This window comes from Streptomyces sp. NPDC085524, from assembly GCF_044541755.1.
Classification (GTDB): domain Bacteria; phylum Actinomycetota; class Actinomycetes; order Streptomycetales; family Streptomycetaceae; genus Streptomyces.
The window spans coordinates 1-23,572 of sequence record NZ_JBITTH010000009.1; the positions used below are offsets into that span (position 1 = coordinate 1).

The window sequence follows — 23,572 nt, forward strand, 5'->3', positions numbered from 1 at the left end:
CTTCGGCCAGGGCGAGGTCGCCCCCGTCACCCGCGAAGTCATCCGCGAGGCCGAACCCGACCGCTCCCGCCGCCCCCACGTGCACGCCGGCTGACCGCCACTCGGGAAAACCGGCCGGTCCTCCGCCGTGGCGGAGGACCGGCCGTGAACACGGACGCCACGGGCGCTGCCGCGCTATGCGCCGATGTCGCGCCGCCGCAGGTCCTCCAGGGTTTCGCGGCGGACCAGGAGCCGCGCACCACCCTCGTGGACCGCGACCACGGGCGGCCGGCCCACCATGTTGTAGCCGGAGGCCATGGACAGCTGGTACGCCCCCGACACCGGTACGGCGATCACATCGCCCGGGCGGACGTCACCGGGCAGCTCCACCCCGGCCGCGAGGACGTCCCCGGCCTCGCAGTGCCGGCCGACGACCGTCGCCGTCCGCGGGGCGGCCGCCGGGGCGCGGCCGATCAGACGGGGCGCGTAGCGCGCCCCGTACAGGGCGGGCCGGGGGTTGTCGCTCATACCGCCGTCGACGGCGACGAACAGCGTGTCCCCGGTGTGCTTGACGGCCAGGATCCGGTAGAGGGCGACCCCGGCCGGCCCCACGACGGCCCGGCCCGGTTCGACGGCCAGCCGCGGGACGGGCATCCCGGCGGCGGAACAGCTCACGGCGAGCTCGCTCCGCAGCCTGCGGGCGAGCGCGGTGACGTCCAGGGCCGCGTCGCCCGGCCGGTACGCGATGCCGTGGCCGCCGCCCATGTCCAGCTCGGGCAGGACGCGGCCGTGCGCGTCGCGGATGCGGGCCATCAGCCCGACCATGCGGCGCAGGGCGGTGAGGTAGGGCTTCACCTCGGTGATCTGCGAGCCGATGTGGCAGTGCAGGCCGGTCAGCTCCAGCCGGGGCTGGGCCAGGATGCGGGCCACGGCGTGCTGTGCGGAGCCGTCGGTCACGGACAGCCCGAACTTCTGGCCGTCGGTGCCCGTGCGGATCTTGTCGTGGCCGCCGGCGGAGATGCCCGGCACCACCCGCACCATCACCTTCTGACGCCCGTCGGGCCCGATGGCAGCGGCGATGCGGGCGATCTCCGAGGGGCTGTCGATCACGATCCGCCCGACTCCCAGCCGCATCGCGCTCTCGAGGTCGTAAGGCGATTTGGCGTTGCCGTGCAGCACGATCCGCTCGGGCGGGAACCCGGCCGCCACGGCCAGCTCCAGCTCTCCCGCCGAGCACACGTCCAGGCCCAGCCCCTCCTCCTGCACCCACCGCACCATCGCGCGGGAGAGGAACGCCTTGGCCGCGTAGAGGACCTCGGCCTCGGGGAACGCGTCCCGGTACGTCCGGCAGCGCTCGCGCACCTCTCCCTCGTCCAGGACGTAGACGGGCGTGCCGAACCGTTCCGCCACCTCTGCGAGCTCCACCCCGCCGACGGTCAGGCCGCCGTGCACGTGGCGGGCCGTCGACGCGGGCCAGACGGAGAGGTCCTCCGTGCCCGACTCGGGCGCGGGTATGACCGCAGTGGTCATGGTGTGCGTCCCCTCCCTCAGGCGGCCCGGGCCGCGGGGGCCGACGCCACGGCCGGTGGCACGGCCGAGGTGGGACGGGAGCCCGGGGCGCCGGCCGTCACGGACCCGGAGACCGCGGGAGCGGTGAGGGTCGGGTCGACGGTCAGCAGCTCCGCCCCGAGCGGCTCGGCCATGGCCCGCAGGGCCGTCGCCGAGAGCCGGATCCACGGCTGCTGCGCGCCGAACGTGGCGGCCAGCCTGCCGGGGTCGGTGAAACCGACGGCGGTGCGCGCGCCCAGCGGGGTGCGGAACATCCGCACCACCACCTGCGCCGTTCCCGGCCGGACGGGGACGTAGAGGAGCCCGGCCGGGACGCGTTCCTCGGGCTCGGGGTCGTCTTCGTACTGGAACAGGCACATGGGGTCCTCCTGGAGGAGCCGTGAATGCAAGACGGGGCCCCGGATGCGGGGAGGCGTTCCGGGGCGGTCCTCGAAAGCTATCCCCGGCCCGACGCCCCGGAGGACCACCCTTGACGGGACCTTGACGAGGACCGGCCGAGTCCATACGCATCGCTGACGACAGGCGCCTCCACGGTGCGGGGCACAGCCGACGCGGCCCGCCCCGTCCTGACCCGGCCCCGTCCCCACTGCAGGCCGTGCACGACACGGCCTGCAGTGGGTGAGCATCCTCGGCGAGCGCCACTGGGTCCACAAGCGCTTCCACGACCAGATCGCTGCCGAGGGCAGGGAGGCCGGCCCCACCCGATGAGCACGGCAGACCCTCCGGCCCGCCGTGCCCGGTGTCGGGTCGTACGGCCTCCGGGCCGCCGATCCGTCAATTGCCGGACGTCTGCCCTTCGGACTGTGCCGTGCGGCGCGACTGCCGGTGCGGCGGCGACGGCAGGTCGTGAGACGGCTCCGGGTCGGTGAGGAGGGCGGCGAGTTGGGTGACGGGTACCCGAGGGTTGCGTGCCAGCGCCCGGTCGATGAGGGCCAGGCGCATGGAACGATCGGGGTCGCGATGACGGCGGGCGGTTCGGGCCAGTGACCTCTCCGCGATGTACTCGGGCGTGCGGTGGCACCGGATCTCGTACAGCTTGGTCAGGCCGGTGAGTACGGCGAGGGCGCCGCTGATGCCGTACAGCAGCATCACCGGCATGAGGCCGGCCTCGGCCGGGAACTGGGCGGCGACGCCGCCGACCGCGGTGAGCACCGAGGTGCCGCCGGTCGCGGCCATCGCGCCGCGGAGGTTTGCGGTGTTCGGGTTCGCACGTGCCATGACCTGCTCTTCTCCTTCGAAGCCGGGGCTTGACGAACTCCATGCTGGAACGCGGGTATTGAATTGAGGAGTGCGTGGAATCCTGAATCCGGACAGGCCGCCGTACGACGCTTCACGGTTCGGTTCACGGTGTCGGGCGACCGCCCTCTCGAGGCGCCCGCCGGCCCCTACTGTTGACGCGTGAGCGATGTCGCCGAAGAGTCCCGTCTCGCCGTCAACGTGCTGGGCGAGCTGGAGTTCGTACCGAGCACACCGGCATTGGCCGAACTGAAGGGGAGGGCGCGACAGGTCCTGATCCTGCTGGTCGTCGCCATGACCGCGGAACGCACCGCGGAGGAGTTGTCGCGGCGGCTGCGTGCCGATCCTCCGCTCGACAAATCGACCGTTCACCAGTACCTGGGAGAGCTGCGGGCCGCCGGGATTCCCTTGAGACGGAGCGGCACCAAACCGGAGCGGTATTCATTGGATCCCGGAAGGGTGACGGTGGACGCCTGGCGATTGATCGAGGGGGTGGCCGCCGACCCCACCCCCGACGACATCGACCGGCTGGCGCAGCTGTGGCGCGGCGATCCCGAGACGGCGCACCAGGTCGAACCCTGGTCGTGGAGGCGGGTCCAGCGGGCTCGTGACGAACTGGTCCGCCTCATCGCCGGGCTCGCCCGTGCAGATCGTCCCCGCGACGCGGTACTCGGGCGGCTCGCGCCCGAACTCGTGGACAGCGCCTCGCCGGATGCACGCCGCACCGCCCTGCCTCGCGTCCTCGTCATCGACGATCTGCATGCCGAGACCGTCGCCCACCAGGTACTGGCATCCCGTTGTGAATGCCGGTGCGATGCGATCACCTCGTTCGGGGAATGGATCGAATTCAAGAACGAGGTCGATGTCGGCGCGGAGTACCAGGCGGCCCTCGTGGACCTGCACCTGAACAACGATCCCGCCGTGGACGACAAACTCGGCCTGCGGATCATCGCATGGCTGCGGGACCACACGGAGATTCCGGTGGCTGCGGTGAGTTCCGCACCCGGTTCGGGGCTGGACCGGGAACGCGACCAGCTGCGGGCCGAGTACCGGCTGGTCGCGATCGTGGACAAGGGGCGTGAGAACCGGTACCTCAACGACATCCCGGCCGTCGTCACCCTGTTGCTCGGCAAGCGTGATCCCAGTCGACGGGCGCGTCTGGAAACCTGGCTGATGCACGCCGAGCGGCACTGGCGGCGCGTCGCGTTCGAACAGCGCCTTCCCGGCGCAGAGTTGGACCGCATGAAGGACGAGTACCAGGCCGCCGACATGGCCGTACGGCACGGGGCGGTGGACGAGGCCGCCGAGCTCGTCGAGGCGTTCTGCCGGAAGTGGAAGACCGGCGAGGACGACGACTGTTCGTGAACTGCAGTCAGTCGCTGAACGACTCGCAGAGCGGCAGCCTCACTCGGAACCACGCGCCACCGAGGTCGCTGTTCCCGGCGGGGATCTCCAGATCCCCGCCGTAGCTCTCGAACCAACCGCGCGAGTGGAGCAGGCCGATGCCACGGCCGCGGGTGCTCGGTACCTGCTGCCTCGCCTCCAGGAGACGGCGACGCTCCTGGGGCAGGCCGCCTCCCGAATCGGCGATGTCGACCGTGCAGTGCGAGCCGTCCGAAGTGACGGTCACCCGCATCAGGCCGAGGTCCGCCCCCGTTTCCTGGATGGCCAGACGCCCGTTGTCGAGCATGTTGGCGAACGCCTGCCCGAGCAGCCACCTGTTGGCCATCACATGGAGGTTCGGCGGGCAGTTCAGCACGACCCTGACGACTCCGTGACTGCGCCAGCTCTGCGTTTCTCCCATGCCGGTCAGTAAGGGGCGCAGTGCGCACGGCTCCAGTGGCCGCATCGCGCGTTCGAACTGCTCGTCGAGATTCTGCCCGGTGTCGGCGTAGCGGCGCACCCGCGCCACGGCGGCCTGCAACTCCGGGTCCTGGGTCCGCTCGATCAGGGTGAGTTCGGTTTTGATCGCCGACATGGTCCCGCTCACCATGTGGCTGATCACCCGGATGACCTGGGCACCGATCTCGGCACGCTGTTCGGCGGTATCGGCGAGGTGCCGGCGGTGGGCTGCCACAGCGGCGTCCTCGGCATGCCGCCGTACCCCGCGGCCGTCGGGTCCCTGGGGCAGCAGGTGCCGCACCCCGTCGTCGGACAGCGCATATCCGGTCTCGGAACGGCGCTGGAAGAAGCCGTCACGGACCAGCCGCTCGGCGGCCGCGGGCAGGCCCGGGAGGCTCCTCAGCTGTGCGGCGGCCTCCCTGCTGGCGGCGACGGCGGCGATTCCCTCGCGTAGTTCGTCCACCGTGAAGCCGGCTTCCTGGTCGGCGTGGAACATGACGGCCACCAGGAGCAGCAGCCCGGCATGGTCGTCGCGGTAGGGCTCCAGGAGGGCCTCGAACGTGCGGGGCCACGAGGTGCGACGCGCTTCCTGGAGGGCCGCCGGGCCCATGCCTGCGCGTCCGCCGGGCTGGCACAGTGCTTCTGTCAGGAGATCGACGATGAGGCGGGGACGCCCACCGCTTTCGTAGTGGAGGACGGCCGTCATGTCCGGGGGTGCCGGAAGGCCGAGGAGATCGAGCAGTTCGGCGACCTCCGACAGGGAGAGGGCGCTTCCCTGATCCTTCACCACCTCGGGCACGGGAAGTTGTGAGCAGATGAGCCTGAGCAGTCCGTACAGGCGGGCGTCCGACCCCGTTTCGGTGAGGGCGAGGTCCAGCAGCTGCTCGCGAGTGATGCGTGCCAAGCCCGGCAGGGAGGGGGCGCTCACGTCGGCATCGGTGACGAACCAGGCAGCGGGAGCCGACCGAGCCGAGGGAGGACGGTTGCCCGGTGCGACCCACAGGTCCAGGCCCTCGCCGTCGGGAACGGCGAGCCATCGCGGCAGGCCCGGCCACTGGCAGCGAAGGCTGACGAGGACACCGTCCGAGGCGCCGCGCACCTGGTAGAGGGGGGCAGCCGCCCCGATCAGCCGGCCCAGAGCGCGCACGAAGTCGAAGGCCGTGTGTTCGGTGAGCCGATCCGCCATCGCGCTGAGTGCGATCGCCAGGGCGGTGCCCTGCTCGTCGAGGCCGGAGACGGGATCGCTGTTGTCGGGGTGCGGCTCCGGTCGGCCGGGACCCGCCGCCACCAGCCGACGGGACGTGGCCAGGTCTCCGGTGGCGAGGCTGGAGCGGATCTCGGCCAGCCAGAGGGTCGCCGCGCCGCCCGGGCCGGCGGCCGCGGTGGCAGTGGCCGCCGCCCACAGTTCACGTCGGACGTTGTTCTCCACCTCGCCGACCCGGCGCTCGGCGTCGGTCAGCTCGGCGGCAACGGGCGGGTAGGACCGCCTGGCCTGTTCCTCCAGCCGTGCCGCGTCGAGGCTGATGGGCCGGCCGGTGAGCTCCGCGCGCCGCCGCAGGGAGGCGAGCTCGTAGCGGAGGTCGGTGATGCCGCGCATCACGGCGCGGTCGAGGTCGAACGTCAGCTCGGCACGGTCGGCGGGCTCGATGGACTCCTCGGACAGCAACTGCCGCACCGTCTCGAATTCGCCCCGGCCGATCAGTCTTCGACAGGCCGTGACCGGAGTGTCCAACCGGCTCAGGTCCGTCAGGAACGCGTGGACCAGATCGCCGGACCGGGGAACGCCCCGGTCCTCGGCCACCGCCAGCATGGTCGCGGGGTGTCGCCACCGGGCCGGCCACGTGCGCAGTGCGGTCGCGAGGATCTCGGTCTGCAGGTCGGTCGTCATGGCACCTCTGGCTCGGTCATGCGGAACACCTGCTGGAGCGCGTGTACGGCGAGAGTGGTTTCCGGGTGGCCGAGACCGCAGGCGGCGGTGTTCAAACCGGCCGACAGGCCCTGCATGCGGGTCGCGAGCTCGTGCACCGCCTCCTGGTGCGCCGAGGCTGCGACGATCCCCGGCCGGCGGGAAAGGCTCTCCTCGGCGTCGAGCACCTCCCGGGCCGCTGCCACGATCGCCACGAGCCGCGCGCTGAATGCCTTGCGCGGGGATCCCTTCAGGGTGACCGGGCCGGCTGCCACCCCGAACCAGGCCTCGTCGATGATCGAATCGACGGTCAGGTCGTCGGAGTGGTCGAGCGCCGAGTGGGAGGTCAGGAACATCCGAACGGCGTCGCCGTCCCGCTTCGCGGCCGCCTCTTCCAGGGCGCCGAAGGGCCCCGACCTCTTGAACAGGGCCACCTGGAGACGTCTGAGGTCCACGAAGGCGGAATGCGTGCGCTGGGCGCGGTCGACGGCACGGGCCAGTTCGGTCCACGCGGAGCTCAGGCGCCGGGCACGGCCGGCGCGGTCGACGGCCGGTCGCAGCAGCAGCTCGGGGGGAAGGCCGCGTGCCACGGCGTGATAGCCCAGCACCGCGTCTCCCAGGTTCCCCCAGGGCGCCGGCACACGCGGGACCAGCCTCTTGAGGATGTCCATGTGGTCGTCATCGGCCGTACGCAAGGATTCGGCCGCGGCCACGCAGAGCAGGGCGGCGTCCTCGGCGGGGGAGCGGTCCGGGTCGTCCAACGCTGTCAGCAGGGCCAGCGTGGAGACTTCGGTGCCGAGCGCCGCCGCGACCACGGTGAGGGACGGGCGTGGCGAGGCGTCGGAGGGGTGACCGAGGCGGAGCAGAGCGGCCTCGGTGAAGCGGCCGGACAGCCACAGGTGCTGGATGAGCCAATTCCGCCAGCGGTCGAGGGTCGCGGTGTCGGTCCGGTCGGCACCGTGTGTCAGACACCACGCGACGCACGAGCAGAGCAAGTCGTCCGCGGAACCATGGGTGTGGAACGCGACGGCAGGGTCCGCAGCGGCCCCGTCCGTGAGCTCGTGTTCGGCATCGCCGCCGGGAGCGGACTCGGACGAGCCGGGTTGGAGCAGCGGCCCGCCGGGGACGGAGCTCCCCGCGAGGCAGTCCAGCACGGGCCATGGATTGTCTTCGGCTACCAGTGGCGCGAGAGCCTCCTCGGTCGTGCGGCCTTCGTGCCACCGGTTACGGATGCGCTGCGCGACGTTGAACGCCCTGATCCGGGTGAGCGGTTGCGGCGGGCCGGAGTGTGCGGACGGCCGGCCCGTGACGCGATCGGTCACGACGGACGGTTCACCCGTGGCCGCGGCGATCCGGTCGGCGATGGCCGCTCCGGTCAGCCACAGGCCGAGCGAAGACCGTCGGGGCCTGGCGGCCGATGCCGGAAGGGCCGGGGCCAGTGGGTCGGACGCAGGCAGTACGGAGTCATCGTCCCAGACGACGGCTCGAGCACCCCGTGGGGCCTCGATCAGGAGCAGCGTCTCCGGGAACTCGGCGGACAGCGCGTCGAGACCGGGTGGCCGTGGGTGGCGGGGCATGCTCGGGTGCGCCACGGTCACGATCACGCCGCGTTCCAGCCGGCCGCGCAACAGGGCGAGGAAGCGGTCGTCGACCACGCGGTCGGAGATCCGGTTCGAGGCGATCACCAGGCGCCGTTCGGCAGTGCGCAGAGCGTGCCACAGGAGGTTGTCGAGATGCACGCCGGTGACCCAGCGGATGTGGGGAAGCGAACGGGACCTCAGGACTTCCCCGTGCCCCTCCGAGTAGGCCCGCCATGCCGCCTCCCAGGCCGCGGTGGCCGCCCCGTCCGCATCGTCGGGCGGCGGCTCCGGGAGCCGGTCGAAGCCCGTGGCCCCGGCCGGGGCGCTGTCAGGAGCCTGCCAGGAAGGGCGGGGCAGGATCGCCTTGGCGGTGGTCCAGTCGGGGGCTTCCGTACGCACCCAGGACAGCAGCGCGCGGACGGCGGGGCAGACGCCGCCGCCAGGCGCACTCAGCCGCAGCCCGAGGCTGCAGTCTCCTCGCAACACGGTTCCGGCGAGGACCAGTGCCTCCTCGTCGTCCCGGATGACCAGCCCTGCGTGGGCGGCGGCGGGCTGCCGGGGCAGCAGCAGGGAAGCCCGGCGCTCCGGATCTGCCAGGGCCCACAGACGGGCCGATACGGGCACGTCGTTCTCGAGCAGCAGTACCACCTGAACGCCCCGGCGCACGGCCCTCGCCAGATGCGGTTCGAGCATCCGTGACGAGGGCGGGGCAAGCCGGGAGGCGACGATGACCACCTGGGCTCGGGCTTCGCCGATCAGTCGCGCCGCGGCGTCCACGAGGCCGTCACCAGGAACCGGTTCGACCGACGCCTCGTGCTCCATGTACGCCGCGACGCTTTCGTCGAGCTGGAGAGCGGCTTCGGTGAGCTGTTCGTGGTGCCTGGCCAGCTGACCGGCCGGCAGCCCGGCGAGCCGGCCGGTTCGCCGGGCCAGGGCATCGGCCAGCCCCTTGACGGTCGGCGCCGCAAGGGACTGGCTCACCGCTTGTGCGCGCAGGTGCCGCGTGAACGGTGCCTCGGGCCGGTCGGCCACCAGCTGGGTCAGCCGGGCCGAACCCGCTTCGCGGGCGGCCGGCGGCACCCGGGGATCGACGACGGTCACACCGAGCGTACCGGGGGACTGCCCGAGCCAGGGCCGCACCAGGACGGGGCGCCAGTACCGTCCCACCGGGCCCTCTGGGACGTGCACCTCCAGCACGCGGTGTTCCCGCACCGCCCGCTGAGCAGCCCTCCCCGAACCTGGTTCCGGATCCGTGCGCAGCGCCGCTGACGCCGCCCGGCGCAGATCGGCGGCGGAGATCTCGGCCAGATCGGCACCTCCGCGCAGCGGCTCCACGCGCTGGTCCTGCGGCGCTCGTCGGCCGGTCCCGGGCGGCAGTACCTGTCCCAACAGGGCGTCGACCACCAGCTTGAGCGTGCGTTCTTCGCGCACGGGTCCGCTCAGCACGCCCATGCGCCCGGTCACCACGGCGTCAGCGGTGTCGGGGGAGACGACCAGGACACCGCTGTCCGGTACGACCGTCAGATGGCCGAGGCGCCAGAGGGCGTGGACGACGTCCGCGACCACCGGCCGCGGGAGCCCGAGCAGCGTCGTGAGCTCCTCGACCGGCATCGGCTGGACGGTGAGCGCCCTGAGGACGATCTCTTCGACGGCGGAGACACCTGGGCCGAAGTCGAGCGTCGCGCGCGCGTGGACGACGGCGCAGGGGAGGTACAGCGTGACGGTGCCGTCGGACATTCACCCCTCCTCGGCCGGGAACAGCGCATCGGCCGGGATCACGGCCTGTTGCTCCACGACCGTGTGGCAGATCTGCCCCCAGACGGTCGTCCCGTGGGCCGCGAAATGCTCGAAGTCGCCGACGAGAACGAGCAGGCTGCGTGCCCGGCTCAGCAGCACGTTGACGAGCTGGGGCCGGCCCAGGTGGCCGAGGCTCTGCCACGGGCGGGTCTCCTCGGCCCCCTCGGTTCCCCGCCTGGTGTCGCGTACCAGCGACACGATCACCGTCTCGGCCTCCCGGCCCTGGAACGAGTGAGCGGTCCAGACGCGGCCCGCCAGCGCCGGCCAGCGCAGCAGCAGCTCCTGCTGTCTGCGGTACGGGGTCAGGACCGCCAGCCGGTCGAGTCCCTGTCCCGGTGCTGCGGAGGACTGCATGACCTGCTCGGCCAGGCGTGCGGTCAGGGCGGCCTCTCCGGGGTTGGCCCATGCGGGCATGTCCCGGCAGTCGGGGCGCCCGTGCGTGTTCACCCACACCACCGAGCGTCCCGCCAGCACGGCGGGGAGGCCGGGCGGCGAGCTCCGGGGCGGTCCGCCGTACAGCAGCCCGCTGCTGGCCGGCTCGCCGGCCGCGGCAGGAATGGGGTAGAACGCCTCGCCGACCAGCTGGGAGATGGGCCCTGCCATGCGGTACTGCACCGTCAGGCGCCGTACGGGACGGTCTGGCGAGGCAGGGCCGAATCCCGAGTCGAAGAGATTCCGGAAGAGATCGAACACCCGCCTGTAGGAATCACGGTCCTCCGGGGGGATTCCCACCTCTGCCAGCGACTTTGAGCCGAGGCTGCAGAGGAAGCGGTCCAATTCTTCTCTGCCGTGGGCGGGCAACTGGTGGTGGTCGCCGAGCAGGGTCCAGCGCGACGCCCGGGTGAGTGGCAGCGCCAGCTCGGTGGGCCAGGCCCTGGCCGCTTCCTCGACGATCACCCAGTCGAACGTGTCCCGCTCCCGGTACGGGTTCAGCACCGAGGGCCGTGACATGGCGCAGGTGGCGAACACCAGGTTGGCCGAATGCGCCAGACGGCCGGTCAGCTCGAGCACGGTACGGGGATCGGACGACAGCTCCTGCCAGCGCTGCAGAACCTCCTGCATGCCGGGTCGGACGCCGGCGGCGAGCGCCGAGGCGACCGTGGCCCGGCTGCGGCGGATCACGCGCTCGGTGAGTTCGGAACTGCTCCACGCACGCGTCGACGGACTGACCCGGTTGTCGTCGGCCACTGCCGGACGCCAGGCCAGAACAGTGTCGTCTCCCGTCGGGCGACCGCCCCGCTCCAGCGCGCCGACCTCGGTCAGTATGCGTTCGGCGAGGGTGTCCACCGCGGCGTTGGACTGCGCGGAGACGAGAACCCGGCTGTTGGGGAAAGCCCTCAGCCACGCGGCCACCGCCTTGGCGGTGACGGTGGTCTTGCCGGATCCGGGCGGGCCTTGAAGGGCATAGAAGGGCGAGGTGGCGAGTATCTCCCGGACCGCCACGGCGGCCTCGCCCGGCAGGGTCCCATCGGCGGAAGCCCATCGGTCACCGCCCAGGCGCTGGGACGTGGGCGCGCGCAGTTGGGACCGTAGCTGCGGCATCCGTCGGAGCTCCTCCACGGCAAGAGCCTGTGCCTTGAGCTGCGCCGCCGTCGCGGCGTCGTCGGCGGGGCGGATCCAGCAGTGCGCGGGGGGCGGCAGGTTCTCCGGATCCGCGGGGCGCAGCGTGACCCGGTCGGGACCGGTGGGCGCGGCGAACCAGCGGGATCTGTGACCGGATGTTGCGGGACGCCCGTTCAGGTCACCCACCAGTTCCACGACGGTCGGGCCGTCGGCTTGCAGGCGTGCCAGCAGGTCGCCGAGTTCCGGCCGGTTTCCCGGGAACCGCGAGTAGTGGAACAGCAGCGGGTTCTCGAAGAGCCGCGCGCGGTCGCGCTCCCGGTCGAGGCGCACTTCCATGGCCGGCCCGTCCCGGAACGCGATGCAGGCGTAGGACCGGGCCTGCGGGACCACCGCCTGATAGCGCATGAGCCAGGTGACGGCCTCCGTGAAGAGGGCGTCCTCGGGCGGGACACCGTCCCCGGGCATGCGCAAGAGCCGCGCCCAGGACGGCCGGTTGGCCAGAGTGGGCTCGTGCAACGGCTGTAGGGGGTGAAACGGCATGACATCGACCGCCGGGATCTTCACCCGGGGACTCCCGCGGAGCAGCGCGTCCAGCGCCTCGGAGGGGAGTTTCACGAGGTGCTTCAGCACAAGAGCGTCATCGCGGGGTGCAGCTTTCAGGCCGAAGGGCCCGTGATTCCAGAGCGGCCTGCAGAACCAGGCCACCGACTCGCCGATGAGGACGTACCGGGCCTCGCTTGCCCAGCGCGAACCGCCGGGCAGGAACGGGGCGGCCCCCCGCGGGGAGTACACGAGATGTCCCCGCCGCAGATCGGCAGCGATCAGGGTCAGCATGTCGTGACGCCCTTGCGGCGTTCGGGAAGTGCCTTCGATCAGACCCAGCTCGCCGTCCGGACCGCTCATCTCCTCCCACGGACAGAACAGCAGGTACGGGCTCCCGGTGCGAGGGACGTCGGCCACTGCGACCACGTGCTCCACTTCGCGGAGCCGCCCGGCCACCTCGGTCGCGGGAGGCCGCGTGGCAGCAGGGCCGAGCATCCGCGTCAGAAGCTCCTGGAGCACCGCCGGGACCACCCGCTCCGACGGCCCCGGCCGATCATGACGTGGAGTGGAGGCGGCAGACGATTCCTCCTGCGCCCCGCCGAGCCATTCCCGCGCGATCGCGGCCAGGCTGTAGACGTCGCTCCGGGCGACTTGCTCCGGCGGCAACGCTGTCGTGGCGGTGCGCATCTCGGGCGCCGCGTACGGGACGGCCTGTGCGGGAAGAGGAAGCGGACTCCCTGTGAGGCGTGCATGATTGGCGAGGAGGGAGGTCATCTCGAAGTGGGCCAGCCGGCATTGGACATGCGTAGCCTCCCAGCCCGTCGAGGCCACGTGTACGGCTCCCGGCCAGAGTGAGCCGTGCACCATCCCTTGGCCGTGCAGTTCGGCCAGCGCCTCGGCGAGCTGGGTGAACACCTGGACGGCACTGGTGCGATCACGTGCCATGTGGTCGGCGAGAGTCCAGTCGGCGGCGCGGGTGGCCACCACGGCCAGACCGTCGGCACCCGGCACGATCCGGCGGGTGTCCTCCGCGTCGACGAATCCGCCCTCCAGTACGTGCGGCAGACCGGGCGATCCGCGTCCGAGCTGCAGCAGCCTCCGCACCTCGAGATCCCACAGAGTGCGGGCGCCAGGACCAAGCCCGGCGCAGACATGCAGATCGATGGGCAGTCCGGCCTCATCGGCGACCCGGTACCGCCATGCACTGCCCGGCAGCAGCTCCGTCCTGAGGTCGTCATCCACCGGACCCCCGGGCGTGGCGTAGGGGCCGAACCAACTGCCTTGAGGCGCGCAACAGAAGAAGCGGACCAGAGCGTCGACGTCGGTCCGTGATGCCGTCATGACAGGGCGCCTCCAGGCTCGTACGTGCCGAGTCAACTCTTCCGCATCAAGAACACGGGCGAGCAGGAATCCGGACGATTCCCCGGACCTGGCCCCCGCCTCGGCGGCGGTCCCCACACCGGCAGGCGTGTTCCCCAGGTAGCCGCACACCTCACGGACGGCGCGTGCCACCACGCGGGTGCGTCGCGAGGCTGCCGCGCCGGCGATTGCTTCAGTGACGGTCCGGGCGACGGCCGCCATCGGCCACGGGCAGGTCCAGACCTGCCGGGCCGGCGGGTATCACGACATCGCGGACACGTGTCCGGTCCGCACCGGACAGCGGAGCGCCGTCCGTCCCGGCAGGGGTGAAGAGCTGCGGGGAGGCGCGCCGACCGCCCCCCGGCACCGAGGGAGGGGATGCCGAGGGGCGTGGCAGGTCGATGCGAACGGACCGGCTGGTGTGCCGCGGCGGGCCGCCCATCGTGGGCCCGTGGCCCCGGTCTCCGTCCGCTCGGTGCGGAAGCGCGGCACATCCGGCGTCTGTCCGCTCCTGCCGGTCTCAAACTCCGTCGCTGCGGGCCTCCGGAGCCAGTTCAGTTCAGTTCCTCCGCGAGGAGGTCCATGAGCAGGCCGTCGTGCCAGGTTCCGTCGGCGCCCCGTTCGTACTGCCGCATGATGCCGACGGGCCGGAAGCCGACTTTGGCGTAGCAGCGGATGGCGGCAGCGTTGTCGGCGGCCGGATCGATGACGAGCCGGTGGAAGCCCGCATCGCGGACGAGGTGCCGGGCGAGGGTTCTGACGGCGTCGGTGCCCAGACCCCGGCCGTGCACCGCAGGGTCCAGGAAGAGGTCGATTCCGGCGTGCCGGTAGTCGGGCTCCTCCTCGGCGTGCCACTGGATCATGCCGATGATCCGGTCCTGCTGGTGGATCGTCAGGCAGTGGGTGTCGGGATCCGTCAGGTCCTCTGCGATTTCGGCCTCGAAGTCGGGGCCGCCGCGCCAGCGGGCACGCACCTCGGGGGTGGCGCGGATCGCGGCCAGTCCGGGGACGTCGTGGGGCTCGGAAGGCCGGAGTTCGAGGGCGTCGCCGCGCAGCACGGTCATGTCGGGGAGCCTACGGTTTCCAGCCCGGCAGGACCGATGCGGAGCGTCGCCGTCGGCCGGGGTGGGCGTCAGGCTCCGGTCAGGTGGGTGCCGGTGACGGCCATGCCCTTGGCCGTGTAACGCCGTCCCGTTGGGCGTGTAACGCCGTCCCGCAGTGATCCCATCCGGCAAAAGTTGAGGATTGTTCACTTTCCATTGACAGGGCGGGCCCCGGGACCCGAGAGTTCCGTGAGCAGCACGTCCGGCAGCACCTCCCCGCACCCGAGCCGGGGATCCGCGCATCCCGACCGAAGCGAGTCCGCATGACAGTGCCCGTACCCCAGTTCCCGGCCGGCTTCCTCTGGGGAGTCTCCGCCTCCGCCTTCCAGATCGAGGGCTCGCCCGCGGCCGACGGCCGGGGCCCCTCCTCCTGGGACGCCTTCACGGCGGAGCAGGGACGCGTCAAGGACGGCTCGAACGCGGAGGTGGCGACCGACCACTACCGCCGCTACCGGGAGGACGTGGCGCTGATGGCCGAACTCGGCGTGGACGCCTACCGGTTCTCGGTCTCCTGGTCCCGCGTCCTGCCCGACGGGCGCGGTCCGGTCAACCGCGCCGGCCTGGACTTCTACGACCGGCTCGCCGACGAGCTGTGCGCCGCCGGCGTCGCCCCGGTGCCCACGCTCTTCCACTGGGACACCCCGCTCGCCCTGGAGGAGCGGGGCGGCTGGCTGGAGCGCGACACCGCCGAGCGGTTCGCCGCGTACGCCTCGGTGGTCGCGGAGCGCCTTGCCGACCGCGTGCCCATGTGGATCACCATCAACGAGCCCGCCGAGGTCACCCTCCTCGGATACGGACTGGGCGAACACGCCCCCGGCCGACAGCTCGTCTTCGACGCCCTGCCCGCCGCCCACCACCAGCTCCTGGCCCACGGGTTGGGCGTACAGGCCCTGCGCGCGGCGGGTGCCGGCCGGATCGGCATAGCCGCCTCGCACAGTCCCGTCTGGGCCGCGAGCGAGAGTGACGAAGACCGCGCCGCCGCCGAGCTGTACGACACGCTCACCAACCGCCTCTTCGCGGACCCGATCCTGACCGGCGCCTACCCGGACGGCCTGGACGCCCTCCTGCCCGGCCCGGTGGCGGAGGACCTCAAGGCGATCTCGGCCCCGCTGGACTGGTACGGGGTCAACTACTACAACCCGATGCTCGTCGGCGCGCCGACCCCGGCCGGCGCCTCCGCCTTCGGCGGCATCGAAATCCCCTCCGGACTCCCCTTCGCCATCCGGGAGATCGAGGGGTACGAACGCACCGACTTCGACTGGCCGGTGGTCCCGGACGGGCTGCGCGAGCTGCTCGCCACCCTGCGCGAGCGCTACGGCGACCGGCTGCCGCCCCTGTACATCACCGAGAACGGCTGCTCGTACGGCGACGGACCGGACCCCGGCACCGGCAGGATCGAGGACGCCCGCCGGATCGCCTACCACGACGGCCACCTGCGCGCCCTGCACCGGGCGATGGCCGAGGGGGTCGACGTACGCGGCTACTTCATCTGGTCGATCCTCGACAACTTCGAATGGGCGGAGGGCTACCGGCAGCGGTTCGGGCTCGTCCACGTCGACTACGAGACGCTGGTGCGGACGCCCAAGGAGTCGTACGCCTGGTACCGCGACCTGATCAAGAGCGGCAGATGACCGCCGAGCCGAAGCCCGCCGACGCCGGGGCAACGGGCGCTGCGGGAAAGGGGCCTTGGGGAGCGGACGCCGAGGGGACCGGCACTGCGCCCGGCGGCCGGTGGGTGGGTGCGCTGTCCCTCGCCAACATCGGGGTGTGGGTCGGCTGGTTCGGCCCTCTGCAACTTCTCCTGGCGCGCCAGGCCGAGCAGCTCACCCCCGAACACAAGGCATCCACCCTCGCCCTGGTGACGGGATTGGGCGCGGCCGTCTCGATGGTCGCCAACCCGGTCTTCGGAGCGCTGTCCGACCGCACGACGGCGCGTGTGGGCCGCCGGATCCCCTGGGTGGTCGCCGGGGTGGCGGGCGGCGCCGCCGGCCTCGTGCTCCTCTCCCTGGCGGTGAGCGTACCGGCCGTGATCGCGGGCTGGTGCCTGGTCCAGCTCGCCCTCAACGCGGCGTTCGCCGCACTCACCGCCGCCGTCCCCGACCAGGTACCGCCCCGGCAGCGCGGCCTGGTCGGCGGCTGGCTCGGGGTCTCCCAGGTCGTCGGCATCCTGGCCGGCACGGCGCTGGCCACGGTCGCGGGCGGGATCACCGCCGGCTACCTGGCCTGCGCGGGCTTCTCGGTGCTCGCGGCCGTGCCCTACGTGCTGATGCGGCGCGACTCGACGCTCGCCCCCGCCGCCCGGCCCGCCTTCCGGTGGCGGACCTTCCTCACCGGCTTCTGGATCGACCCCCGCCGCCACCCCGACTTCGGCTGGGCCTGGCTCACCCGGTTCCTGATGAACCTGTCGTACTCCATCAGCACGATGTACCTGCTCTACTACCTGACCGACGCGGTGCGCTACGGGGGCGACGCGGACACCGGCGTACTGATCCTCACGGCGCTCAACGCGCTCACCCTGCTCTCCACGGTGGTGATCAGCGGCATCCGCTCGGACCGCAGCGGCCGCCGGAAGTCCTACGTGATCCGGTCGGGGCTGGTCATCGCCGCGGCCACCCTGCTGCTCGCCGTCTGGCAGACGTGGACCGGTGCGATCGTCGCTTCGCTCGTTCTCGGCCTCGGCTTCGGTGTGTACACGGCGGTGGACTTCGCCCTGCTCACGGACGTGCTGCCGAGTGCGGAGGACCGAGGCCGGGACCTGGGCGTGATCAACATCGCCAATGCCCTGCCCCAGGTCCTGGCCCCGGTGATCGCGGCTCCGGTCGTCACCCACCTCGGCGGATACACGGCCCTCTACGCCCTCGCGGGCGGCCTGGCCCTCGCGGGCTCGGTCCTGGTGCGCCGTATCCGCTCGGTGCTCTGACCGGGCCTGCGGTGCCCGGCCGCCCCGGGTGACCGCCACCCGCCGTCATGGCGGGACGGCGGCCGGCGCGGCTTTCGGGCGGGTGTCAGGCGAGGGTGAGGAAGAGCTTTTCGAGTTCTTCCTCGGTCATGGGTGCCTGGCTCTCGTCGGAGTTGTTCATGCACTGGCGCATGCCGCTGGCGACGATCTTGAATCCGGCGCGGTCGAGTGCCTTGGAGACGGCTGCGAGCTGGGTGACGACGTCCTTGCAGTCGCGGCCGGCTTCGATCATGGCGATGACGCCCGCGAGCTGTCCCTGGGCGCGGCGCAGTCGGTTGAGGACTGAGCTGACCGCGTCGTCGTCGACCTTCACCGGGTACCTCCTGCTGGGTGTGCTGTCCTTCCATGGTACCCCAGGGGGTATCCGTCCTCGGGGTCAGCGGTCGAGCAGCGCCGCGAGCGCGGCATCGATGTCGGCGCGCCGCGGACGGTTGTGGGGGAGCCGGGCGAGGACGGCCGCCATGCCGCAGCTGTCGGTGAGGGCCGAGTAGGCCAGGCCGGCGGCGACGGCGGCGGAGACGAGCCGGAAGGCGGGGCGGACCAGGCCGAGCCCGAGGCTCGCGAGGACGAGGGTGCCGGCGGTCAGGCGGACCTGGCGCTCCATGCCCCAAGTGGTGCGCGGGGCCTGCTCGGCGCGGCGGAGTTCGTGGCCCGCCGCGGCCCAGGCGCCGGTGCCCCCGGCGAGGGAAGCGGTGTCGATGCCGTGCTCGGCGAGCGTCCTGCGGGCGCTGTCGGAGCGTGCTCCGGAGGCGCAGACGACCAGGACGTCGCCGCGGTCGGCGGCGTGGCGGATGGCGGGGAGGGCGCGTGCGATCCGATCGAGCGGGATGTTCAGGGCGCCGGGCAGATGACCTGCGGCGTATTCGCCGGGAGTCCGGACGTCGAGGACCGTGAGCTCGTGCAGGCGGGGGAGGGCTTGTTCGGTGGTGAGGGCGTGGGGGGCGGTCATGGCGGAATGTCTCCTGGTGGGTGTCGGTGGTGTCCGGGCGCGGAGATCGCCCGGGCTGTGGGGTGTGGGGCTGTGGTCGTCGGGCGGATCCGCCGTCAGCGGATCGCATCGGTGAGCATGAAGGCCGCGACGCACAGCAGCACGACTGCGAAGATCCGTTGCAGGGTCGGGCCCTCGATCGCGGCGGACAGGCGCTTCCCGTCCCACGCGCCGAGGACCGCCGCCCCGGTGAAGGGCGCGACGACGGCCCAGTCCAGAGGCGTGGCGCCGCCGGTGCGGACGGTGAGCGCGGCGAGCGAGTTGACGGTGATGACGAGCAGGCTGGTCCCGACGGCCGCCCGCATCCTCAGGCCCAGCACTCCCACGAGGGCGGGGACGGCGAGGAATCCGCCGCCGACGCCCAGGAATCCGGTGACCGCGCCCAGGCCCGCGCCCGCTCCGGCGGCCCGTACGGGGCGGACCGGCCGGAACTCGTGCCCGGGCGCGGGCGACTTGAGCATGCGCAGGGCTGCGAGACCCGCGACGGCCGCGAACCCGGCCGTCAGCACGTGTCCGGGCAGCCGTGCGGCGAGGGCGGCCGCCGCCACGGCCGGGGGGATGCCGGCGGCTGCGAAGAGCAAGCCGGTCATCCAGCGCACGTTGCCGGAGGCGGCGTGGGTGTAGAGCGCGGTGGCGGACGTGGCGGTGACGATGATCAGTGACGCGGTGGTCGCCGCGGCCGGGGTGAACCCCAGCAGGTAGATCAGTGCCGGGACCGCGAGCACGCTGCCGCCGCCCCCGAGCGCGCCGAGTGCCAGACCGACGACGGCTCCCGCGATCAGGGCGAGGACGAGCGCGCTCACGCTATCGAGCCGTTGTTTCCGCGGTCGTCGACGACGGGCAGTCCCGCTGCGGCCCAGGCGTTCATGCCGCCCTTGACGTCGACGGCCGCCGCTCCCCGTCCGGTCAGGAGTCGCGCGGCCCGCTGGGACCGGTGCCCGGAACGGCAGATCACGATCAGCGGCCGTCCGCGGGCGGCCGACGGCAGGCCGGCGCCGGCCAGCAGGGCGGACAGCGGTGTGTGCACGGCGCCGGGTGCGTGACCCGCCGCCCACTCCGCAGGCTCGCGTACGTCGAGCAGTACGGCGCCCTCGTGACGGGCGCGCCGGTGGGCATCGGCCGGAAGCACGCGGGCGGGGCCGCGCCGGAAGGGGAACATCATCGGGTCCTTCTCTCTTCGGGATCGGGGAGGGGGGCGGTCATCCGGCTGTCATCCGGCCGTCAGCCGCGGGAACCGGGTCCGGTGGCCATCGGCAGGCCCGCGCCGCGGGCGGCGTCGAAGGAGTCGTCGACGGCCACGACGTCGCGGCCGGCGGCGTCGAGCAGGGAGGCGGCGATCCCCGCGCGCATTCCGCCCGCGCAGTGGACCCAGACGACACCGGCCGGCACCTCGCCCTGGCGCCGGTGGAGCTGGTGGATCGGGATGTGCACCGAGCCCTTGATCCAGCCGTCCGCGCGTTCGGAGTCCCGCCGCACGTCCAGCACGATCCGGTGCTCGGAGGCGCCCAGGGCCGCCAGGTCGGCGAACGTGGCCCGCGGGAAGCTCCGCAGCTCTTCGTCCGCGGAGATCCACTCGGCAGGATCACCGGTGGCAGCGGCGGCGGGGCGGTCGATGCCGACGCGGGCCAGTTCCCGCTGGGCCTTCGCGAGCTGCTCGGGGGATTGCGCGAGGAGCGTGACGGGCTTGCCCCAGGGGATCAGCCACGCCAGGTAGGTCGCCAGCTTCCCGTCGGCCTCGAAGTTGAACGACCCGGCCACGTGCCCCTGGGCGAACGCGATGCGGTTGCGCAGGTCGACCACCCACTCTCCGGCGGCCAGACGGGCGGCGATGCCGGCGGCGTCCGCCACCGGAGGCGCGGTGAGGTCGACCGGAGCCGGACCCGCGGCGTTCGCCGGGCCCATGTGGGCGTAGTAGGCGGGCACGTCGTCGAGCCCGGCCAGCAGGGCGGCCACGAAGGCGTCGACGTCCTGGACGAGGGCGTCGTTGCCCGCCTTCTCCTTGCCGATGGTGGTGGAGTCCCCGTCGGCCTGCGCGGAGGAGCAGAAGCTGCCGAACCCGTGGGTGGGGAGGACCGCGGTGTCGTCCGGCAGTTCACCGGCCAGCCGGTGCGCGGAGGCGTGCTGGGCGCGGGCCAGTTCCTCGGTCAGGCGGGGCTCGACCAGGTCCGGCCGTCCGACCGTACCGATCAGCAGGGAACCGCCGGTGAAGACGGCGACGGCTGCTCCGTGTTCCTCCAGCACGTAGGAGGTGTGGTGCGGGGTGTGGCCGGGAGTGGCCAGGGCCCGCAGCGTGATTCCCGCGTCCACGGTGAAGGTGTCGCCGTCATGGACGGGAGTACGGGCGAAGGACACCCGGGCCGCGGCGGGCACGTGGTGGACCGCGCCGGTGAGGCGGGCCAGCTCCAGGCCGCCGGATACGTAGTCGTTGTGGACGTGCGTCTCCACGACGTGCGAGATCCGCACCCCGCGCCGGGCCGCCAGGGCGAGCACCTGGTCGACGTCGCGCGGCGGATCCACCGCCACGGCCGTGTGGGTGCCGCCCGCCAGGTAGCTGCGGTTGCCGAGCCCTTCCAGTTCAAGGGTGTCGATGAAGAACACGCTCTCGCTCCTTCTCGTGAGAATTACCCCCGGGGGTATGTGTTCGAGCGTAACACTAGTACCCCCGGGGGTATTTTCGACCGGGATCCGGGGCCGTTCCCGGCGCACTGCGCGCCGGCCCGGGTCGGACCAGGACGGCTTCCCCGGGCCTGGGCACGACGGCCGTCCAGCCCGGCTCGCGTGCGGGGGGATCCGGTTCCCGCCGTCGCATCGCGCGGGAGGGCCGGCAGGGGCCGACAGGCCCCGTCGGGGGACCGACCGGCCCATACGCGGGCGGCCGGGCCCGGGTGAGCCTGGCGGTGGAACCCGGACACGGATGCGGCGGCCGTGCGGACGTAGAACCCGAACGGCCGGCCGAGCACGTGGAACGGGCGCAGCCGGCCGACGACATCGCCGACGGGCTGGGCGACGTGTACCCCGTGCCGCCGGCACCGGCGCGCTCGAGGTCGCGCCCGGGGACCACGGCACGACGTGGCCACCGTCCCGCCCGCCCGCGCGGCCGTGACACCGAGAGGACGTCAAGACGATGAGCAGGACCCAGCACGGACCGGGCGCCGCGGAGGCGCCGGCCGGACGCACCGACCTCGGGCGGCGGATCGCCATGCGCCGCGAGGAACTCGGCCTCACCCGTGACCAATTGGGTGAGCGCTGCGGGACCGACGGCGCGTACATCACCTACCTGGAGGAACACGCGGCAGCACCGGAGATCGGCTCCCTCCTGCGCCTCGCCGACGCGCTGGGGACGACCACCGCCGAGCTCTCCGGCGCGACGGCGGAGTACCCGCCCGGCAGGGGAACGGCCGCGCTGGACGCCGAGATGGTCGACCTGTCCGACGGCGAGTGCCGGCGGCTGCTGTCCACGCACGGCGTCGGCAGGATCGCGGTCTTCACCCCGGACGGCCCGGCGATCTTCCCGGTCAACTACGTGGTGGCGGGCCGCGACATCGCCTTCCGGACCTCGGGCGACGCGGTGCTCGCACGGGCCGCCGGGACGGAGGTGGCCTTCGAGGTCGACCACGTCGACGACGTCACACGGCTGGGCTGGAGCGTCATGGCCGTGGGCGGGGCGGAGGGCGTCACGGACGCCGAGGAGCTCGGCAGGCTCGACGCCGTCGCGTACTCCCTGCCCTGGGGCGGTGGTCCGCGGACCCATTGGATGAAGGTCACGGCGGTACGGATCACCGGACGCCGGGTGATCCGGCGCTGAGCCCGCTGCGAGCCGTGGAGTCGGCCGAGGCCGGCAGGGTGCGCGCTGCCCGGGTGCGCCCGGGAAGGGAGGACAGGCCCTCGGGGAGGGACCCTCGGCCCTTTCGCGTGCCTGCCCGGCCCGAGGAAGGTGGATCCCGGCGGCGCCCGGGCATCCGTGAGCGCAGCTCACGGCACGCGCTCACCCCGTCGCCGTCCACCTCGTCGGGCGGCCCGGCTCCCGGAGGCAGGCACCGGCAGGCACCGGCAGGTACCGGCAGGCCCTGGGGAAAGGGACCTTCGGCCCTGTCCGCAGGGCCTGCCGGGCCATTCCCGGCGTGCGCGGCACCCGATGAACTGATGGCGCAACGGGAACGGCGCGACTCCACGGAGCCGCACGCAGCGCGGAGGACGTCATGACGACCGCTTTGATCGACCTGAAGACCGTGGCACGGGACGACCGCGGGCTGAGGATCGCCCTGGCCGGAGAGCTCGACTTCTACACGGCCGGGCGCGTGGCGCCACGCCTGCGCGAATTCGCCGGATCCGGCCACCGGAACATCGTCATGGACCTGTACGGCCTGTCCTTCTGCGACAGCGCGGGCATCGACCTCCTCACCCGTTTCAACCACCACTGCCGTGCGGCGGGAACGCGGCTCTTCCTGTGCGACGTACCGCCCTTGGTGGTCAAATCCATCCGGGTACTCGCCGCCGACCGCGACCTGACGCTCGTCGCCTCGTGAGCACGGCGCCGTCCGGGCCCGGGGCGCGGAAGGGGACCGTTCGGCCCTGGTCCCACTGGTGGAGCGAGAGGGAGGCTGAGGGAACGGAAACCGTCACGACCGGGAGGGGCCGGACGAAGGTGCGCACCATGGACCACGAAGGCGTACGGCGACCCGCCGACCGGACCGGCGGCACGACGACCGCCCGGCACATGCGGGAGCTGGACAGGGACGAGGCCTTGGGGCTCCTCGCCACGGTGTCGCTGGGGCGCATCGTCTTCACGCAGCACGCGCTGCCCGCCGTCCGACCGGTGAACCACCTCGTCGAAGGCGAGGACGTCATCATCCGGATCCACGAAGGCGGGGCGCTGGCCTCACTGGCGGCACCCGCCGATGGCCCCGGCGTGGTCGTGGCGTACGAAGCGGATGCCATCGACCCCGACACCCACCTCGGCTGGAGCGTCGTCGTCACCGGCTACGCACGCCCGGTCTCCGACGCCGAGGACACCGACCGGTACGCGGATCTGCTGCGCCCCTGGGTGGGCCGGCCCATGGCCGGTACCTTGCGGATCCGCCCCGATCTCGTCACCGGATTCCGGCTTGAGGCCGCACCGCCGCCGGCCCCGGCGATCCGCGGCTGACT

The 23,572-nt window shown here is 72.5% G+C and carries 18 protein-coding genes; 6 read left to right on the top strand and 12 right to left on the bottom strand.

The features are described from left to right. Positions 1–174 precede the first annotated feature (174 nt). The 3 genes from lysA to ACIGFK_RS15460 all read right to left on the bottom strand — a co-directional run bounded on the left by lysA (position 175) and on the right by ACIGFK_RS15460 (position 2,766). Positions 175–1,509, bottom strand: coding sequence for a diaminopimelate decarboxylase (gene lysA, locus ACIGFK_RS15450; protein ID WP_400052106.1), 1,335 nt, complete (start codon positions 1,507–1,509; stop codon positions 175–177). Positions 1,510–1,526: 17 nt separating this feature from the next. Further along, positions 1,527–1,907 (bottom strand): SAV_915 family protein, encoded by a 381-nt coding sequence (locus ACIGFK_RS15455; RefSeq protein ID WP_400052108.1) that lies wholly within the window; start codon positions 1,905–1,907, stop codon positions 1,527–1,529. A 415-nt stretch (positions 1,908–2,322) separates the two neighbouring features. Beyond that, positions 2,323–2,766 (bottom strand): hypothetical protein, encoded by a 444-nt coding sequence (locus ACIGFK_RS15460; RefSeq protein ID WP_376654967.1) that lies wholly within the window; start codon positions 2,764–2,766, stop codon positions 2,323–2,325. Between the two features lie 180 nt (positions 2,767–2,946). Between ACIGFK_RS15460 and ACIGFK_RS15465 the strand changes: the two genes are divergently transcribed. Next, positions 2,947–4,149 carry a hypothetical protein gene (locus tag ACIGFK_RS15465; protein WP_376654966.1) on the top strand — a complete coding sequence of 401 codons (1,203 nt, stop codon included), beginning with the start codon at positions 2,947–2,949 and terminating at the stop codon, positions 4,147–4,149. A 7-nt stretch (positions 4,150–4,156) separates the two neighbouring features. On the opposite strand, the gene ACIGFK_RS15470 is transcribed toward ACIGFK_RS15465, so the two are convergent. The 4 genes from ACIGFK_RS15470 to ACIGFK_RS15485 form a co-directional block, all read right to left on the bottom strand. Then, positions 4,157–6,514 carry a sensor histidine kinase gene (locus tag ACIGFK_RS15470; RefSeq protein WP_400052110.1) on the bottom strand — a complete coding sequence of 786 codons (2,358 nt, stop codon included), beginning with the start codon at positions 6,512–6,514 and terminating at the stop codon, positions 4,157–4,159. After that, positions 6,511–9,849, bottom strand: a complete 3,339-nt coding sequence (locus ACIGFK_RS15475; RefSeq protein ID WP_400052112.1) for a hypothetical protein — start codon at positions 9,847–9,849, stop codon at positions 6,511–6,513. The genes ACIGFK_RS15470 and ACIGFK_RS15475 overlap by 4 nt, the downstream gene beginning before the upstream one ends. After that, positions 9,850–13,356 (bottom strand): AAA domain-containing protein, encoded by a 3,507-nt coding sequence (locus tag ACIGFK_RS15480; protein ID WP_400052114.1) that lies wholly within the window; start codon positions 13,354–13,356, stop codon positions 9,850–9,852. A gap of 572 nt (positions 13,357–13,928) precedes the next feature. Next, positions 13,929–14,438: a GNAT family N-acetyltransferase gene (locus ACIGFK_RS15485; protein ID WP_400052116.1), complete on the bottom strand. Its 510-nt coding sequence runs from the start codon at positions 14,436–14,438 to the stop codon at positions 13,929–13,931. A gap of 302 nt (positions 14,439–14,740) precedes the next feature. On the opposite strand from ACIGFK_RS15485, the gene ACIGFK_RS15490 reads away from it, so the two are divergent. Both ACIGFK_RS15490 and ACIGFK_RS15495 read left to right on the top strand, forming a co-directional pair. Continuing rightward, positions 14,741–16,108, top strand: a complete 1,368-nt coding sequence (locus tag ACIGFK_RS15490) for a GH1 family beta-glucosidase (RefSeq protein ID WP_376654961.1) — start codon at positions 14,741–14,743, stop codon at positions 16,106–16,108. Then, the gene (locus tag ACIGFK_RS15495; RefSeq protein ID WP_376654960.1) at positions 16,105–17,397 is read left to right on the top strand and encodes an MFS transporter; all 1,293 of its coding nucleotides are present in this window, start codon (positions 16,105–16,107) and stop codon (positions 17,395–17,397) included. Before ACIGFK_RS15490 ends, ACIGFK_RS15495 begins: the two co-directional genes overlap by 4 nt. An 85-nt stretch (positions 17,398–17,482) precedes the next feature. Here ACIGFK_RS15495 and ACIGFK_RS15500 read toward each other — a convergent pair whose 3' ends face one another. The 5 genes from ACIGFK_RS15500 to ACIGFK_RS15520 all read right to left on the bottom strand — a co-directional run bounded on the left by ACIGFK_RS15500 (position 17,483) and on the right by ACIGFK_RS15520 (position 21,022). After that, entirely contained in the window at positions 17,483–17,749 is a 267-nt protein-coding gene (locus tag ACIGFK_RS15500; protein ID WP_376654959.1) for a metal-sensitive transcriptional regulator, read from the bottom strand. Between the two features lie 63 nt (positions 17,750–17,812). Then, the gene (locus ACIGFK_RS15505; protein WP_400052119.1) at positions 17,813–18,385 is read right to left on the bottom strand and encodes a rhodanese-like domain-containing protein; all 573 of its coding nucleotides are present in this window, start codon (positions 18,383–18,385) and stop codon (positions 17,813–17,815) included. A gap of 95 nt (positions 18,386–18,480) precedes the next feature. Further along, positions 18,481–19,227, bottom strand: coding sequence for a sulfite exporter TauE/SafE family protein (locus ACIGFK_RS15510; protein ID WP_386462649.1), 747 nt, complete (start codon positions 19,225–19,227; stop codon positions 18,481–18,483). Further along, the gene (locus ACIGFK_RS15515; protein WP_386463088.1) at positions 19,224–19,583 is read right to left on the bottom strand and encodes a rhodanese-like domain-containing protein; all 360 of its coding nucleotides are present in this window, start codon (positions 19,581–19,583) and stop codon (positions 19,224–19,226) included. Before ACIGFK_RS15515 ends, ACIGFK_RS15510 begins: the two co-directional genes overlap by 4 nt. A gap of 62 nt (positions 19,584–19,645) precedes the next feature. Further along, complete coding sequence (locus ACIGFK_RS15520; protein ID WP_376654956.1) at positions 19,646–21,022, bottom strand: rhodanese-like domain-containing protein; 1,377 nt, start codon at positions 21,020–21,022, stop codon at positions 19,646–19,648. A gap of 526 nt (positions 21,023–21,548) precedes the next feature. Here ACIGFK_RS15520 and ACIGFK_RS15525 point away from each other — a divergent pair. The 3 genes from ACIGFK_RS15525 (at position 21,549) to ACIGFK_RS15535 (ending at position 23,570) form a co-directional block, all read left to right on the top strand. Next, positions 21,549–22,229, top strand: a complete 681-nt coding sequence (locus tag ACIGFK_RS15525; protein ID WP_386462655.1) for a helix-turn-helix domain-containing protein — start codon at positions 21,549–21,551, stop codon at positions 22,227–22,229. A 394-nt stretch (positions 22,230–22,623) separates the two neighbouring features. Beyond that, positions 22,624–22,950 (top strand): STAS domain-containing protein, encoded by a 327-nt coding sequence (locus ACIGFK_RS15530; RefSeq protein ID WP_376654954.1) that lies wholly within the window; start codon positions 22,624–22,626, stop codon positions 22,948–22,950. A gap of 128 nt (positions 22,951–23,078) precedes the next feature. Beyond that, positions 23,079–23,570 (top strand): pyridoxamine 5'-phosphate oxidase family protein, encoded by a 492-nt coding sequence (locus ACIGFK_RS15535; RefSeq protein WP_400052122.1) that lies wholly within the window; start codon positions 23,079–23,081, stop codon positions 23,568–23,570. Positions 23,571–23,572: the final 2 nt, after the last annotated feature.

What these genes read in the sequence shown, in the direction of transcription:
- lysA (WP_400052106.1), bottom strand. Translation starts at nt 1,509, where the DNA reads ATGACCACTGCGGTCATACCCGCGCCCGAGTCGGGCACGGAGGACCTC.
- ACIGFK_RS15455 (WP_400052108.1), bottom strand. Translation starts at nt 1,907, where the DNA reads ATGTGCCTGTTCCAGTACGAAGACGACCCCGAGCCCGAGGAACGCGTC.
- ACIGFK_RS15460 (WP_376654967.1), bottom strand. Translation starts at nt 2,766, where the DNA reads ATGGCACGTGCGAACCCGAACACCGCAAACCTCCGCGGCGCGATGGCC.
- ACIGFK_RS15470 (WP_400052110.1), bottom strand. Translation starts at nt 6,514, where the DNA reads ATGACGACCGACCTGCAGACCGAGATCCTCGCGACCGCACTGCGCACG.
- ACIGFK_RS15475 (WP_400052112.1), bottom strand. Translation starts at nt 9,849, where the DNA reads ATGTCCGACGGCACCGTCACGCTGTACCTCCCCTGCGCCGTCGTCCAC.
- ACIGFK_RS15480 (WP_400052114.1), bottom strand. Translation starts at nt 13,356, where the DNA reads ATGACGGCATCACGGACCGACGTCGACGCTCTGGTCCGCTTCTTCTGT.
- ACIGFK_RS15485 (WP_400052116.1), bottom strand. Translation starts at nt 14,438, where the DNA reads ATGACCGTGCTGCGCGGCGACGCCCTCGAACTCCGGCCTTCCGAGCCC.
- ACIGFK_RS15490 (WP_376654961.1), top strand. Translation starts at nt 14,741, where the DNA reads ATGACAGTGCCCGTACCCCAGTTCCCGGCCGGCTTCCTCTGGGGAGTC.
- ACIGFK_RS15495 (WP_376654960.1), top strand. Translation starts at nt 16,105, where the DNA reads ATGACCGCCGAGCCGAAGCCCGCCGACGCCGGGGCAACGGGCGCTGCG.
- ACIGFK_RS15505 (WP_400052119.1), bottom strand. Translation starts at nt 18,385, where the DNA reads ATGACCGCCCCCCACGCCCTCACCACCGAACAAGCCCTCCCCCGCCTG.
- ACIGFK_RS15515 (WP_386463088.1), bottom strand. Translation starts at nt 19,583, where the DNA reads ATGTTCCCCTTCCGGCGCGGCCCCGCCCGCGTGCTTCCGGCCGATGCC.
- ACIGFK_RS15525 (WP_386462655.1), top strand. Translation starts at nt 21,549, where the DNA reads ATGAGCAGGACCCAGCACGGACCGGGCGCCGCGGAGGCGCCGGCCGGA.
- ACIGFK_RS15530 (WP_376654954.1), top strand. Translation starts at nt 22,624, where the DNA reads ATGACGACCGCTTTGATCGACCTGAAGACCGTGGCACGGGACGACCGC.
- ACIGFK_RS15535 (WP_400052122.1), top strand. Translation starts at nt 23,079, where the DNA reads ATGGACCACGAAGGCGTACGGCGACCCGCCGACCGGACCGGCGGCACG.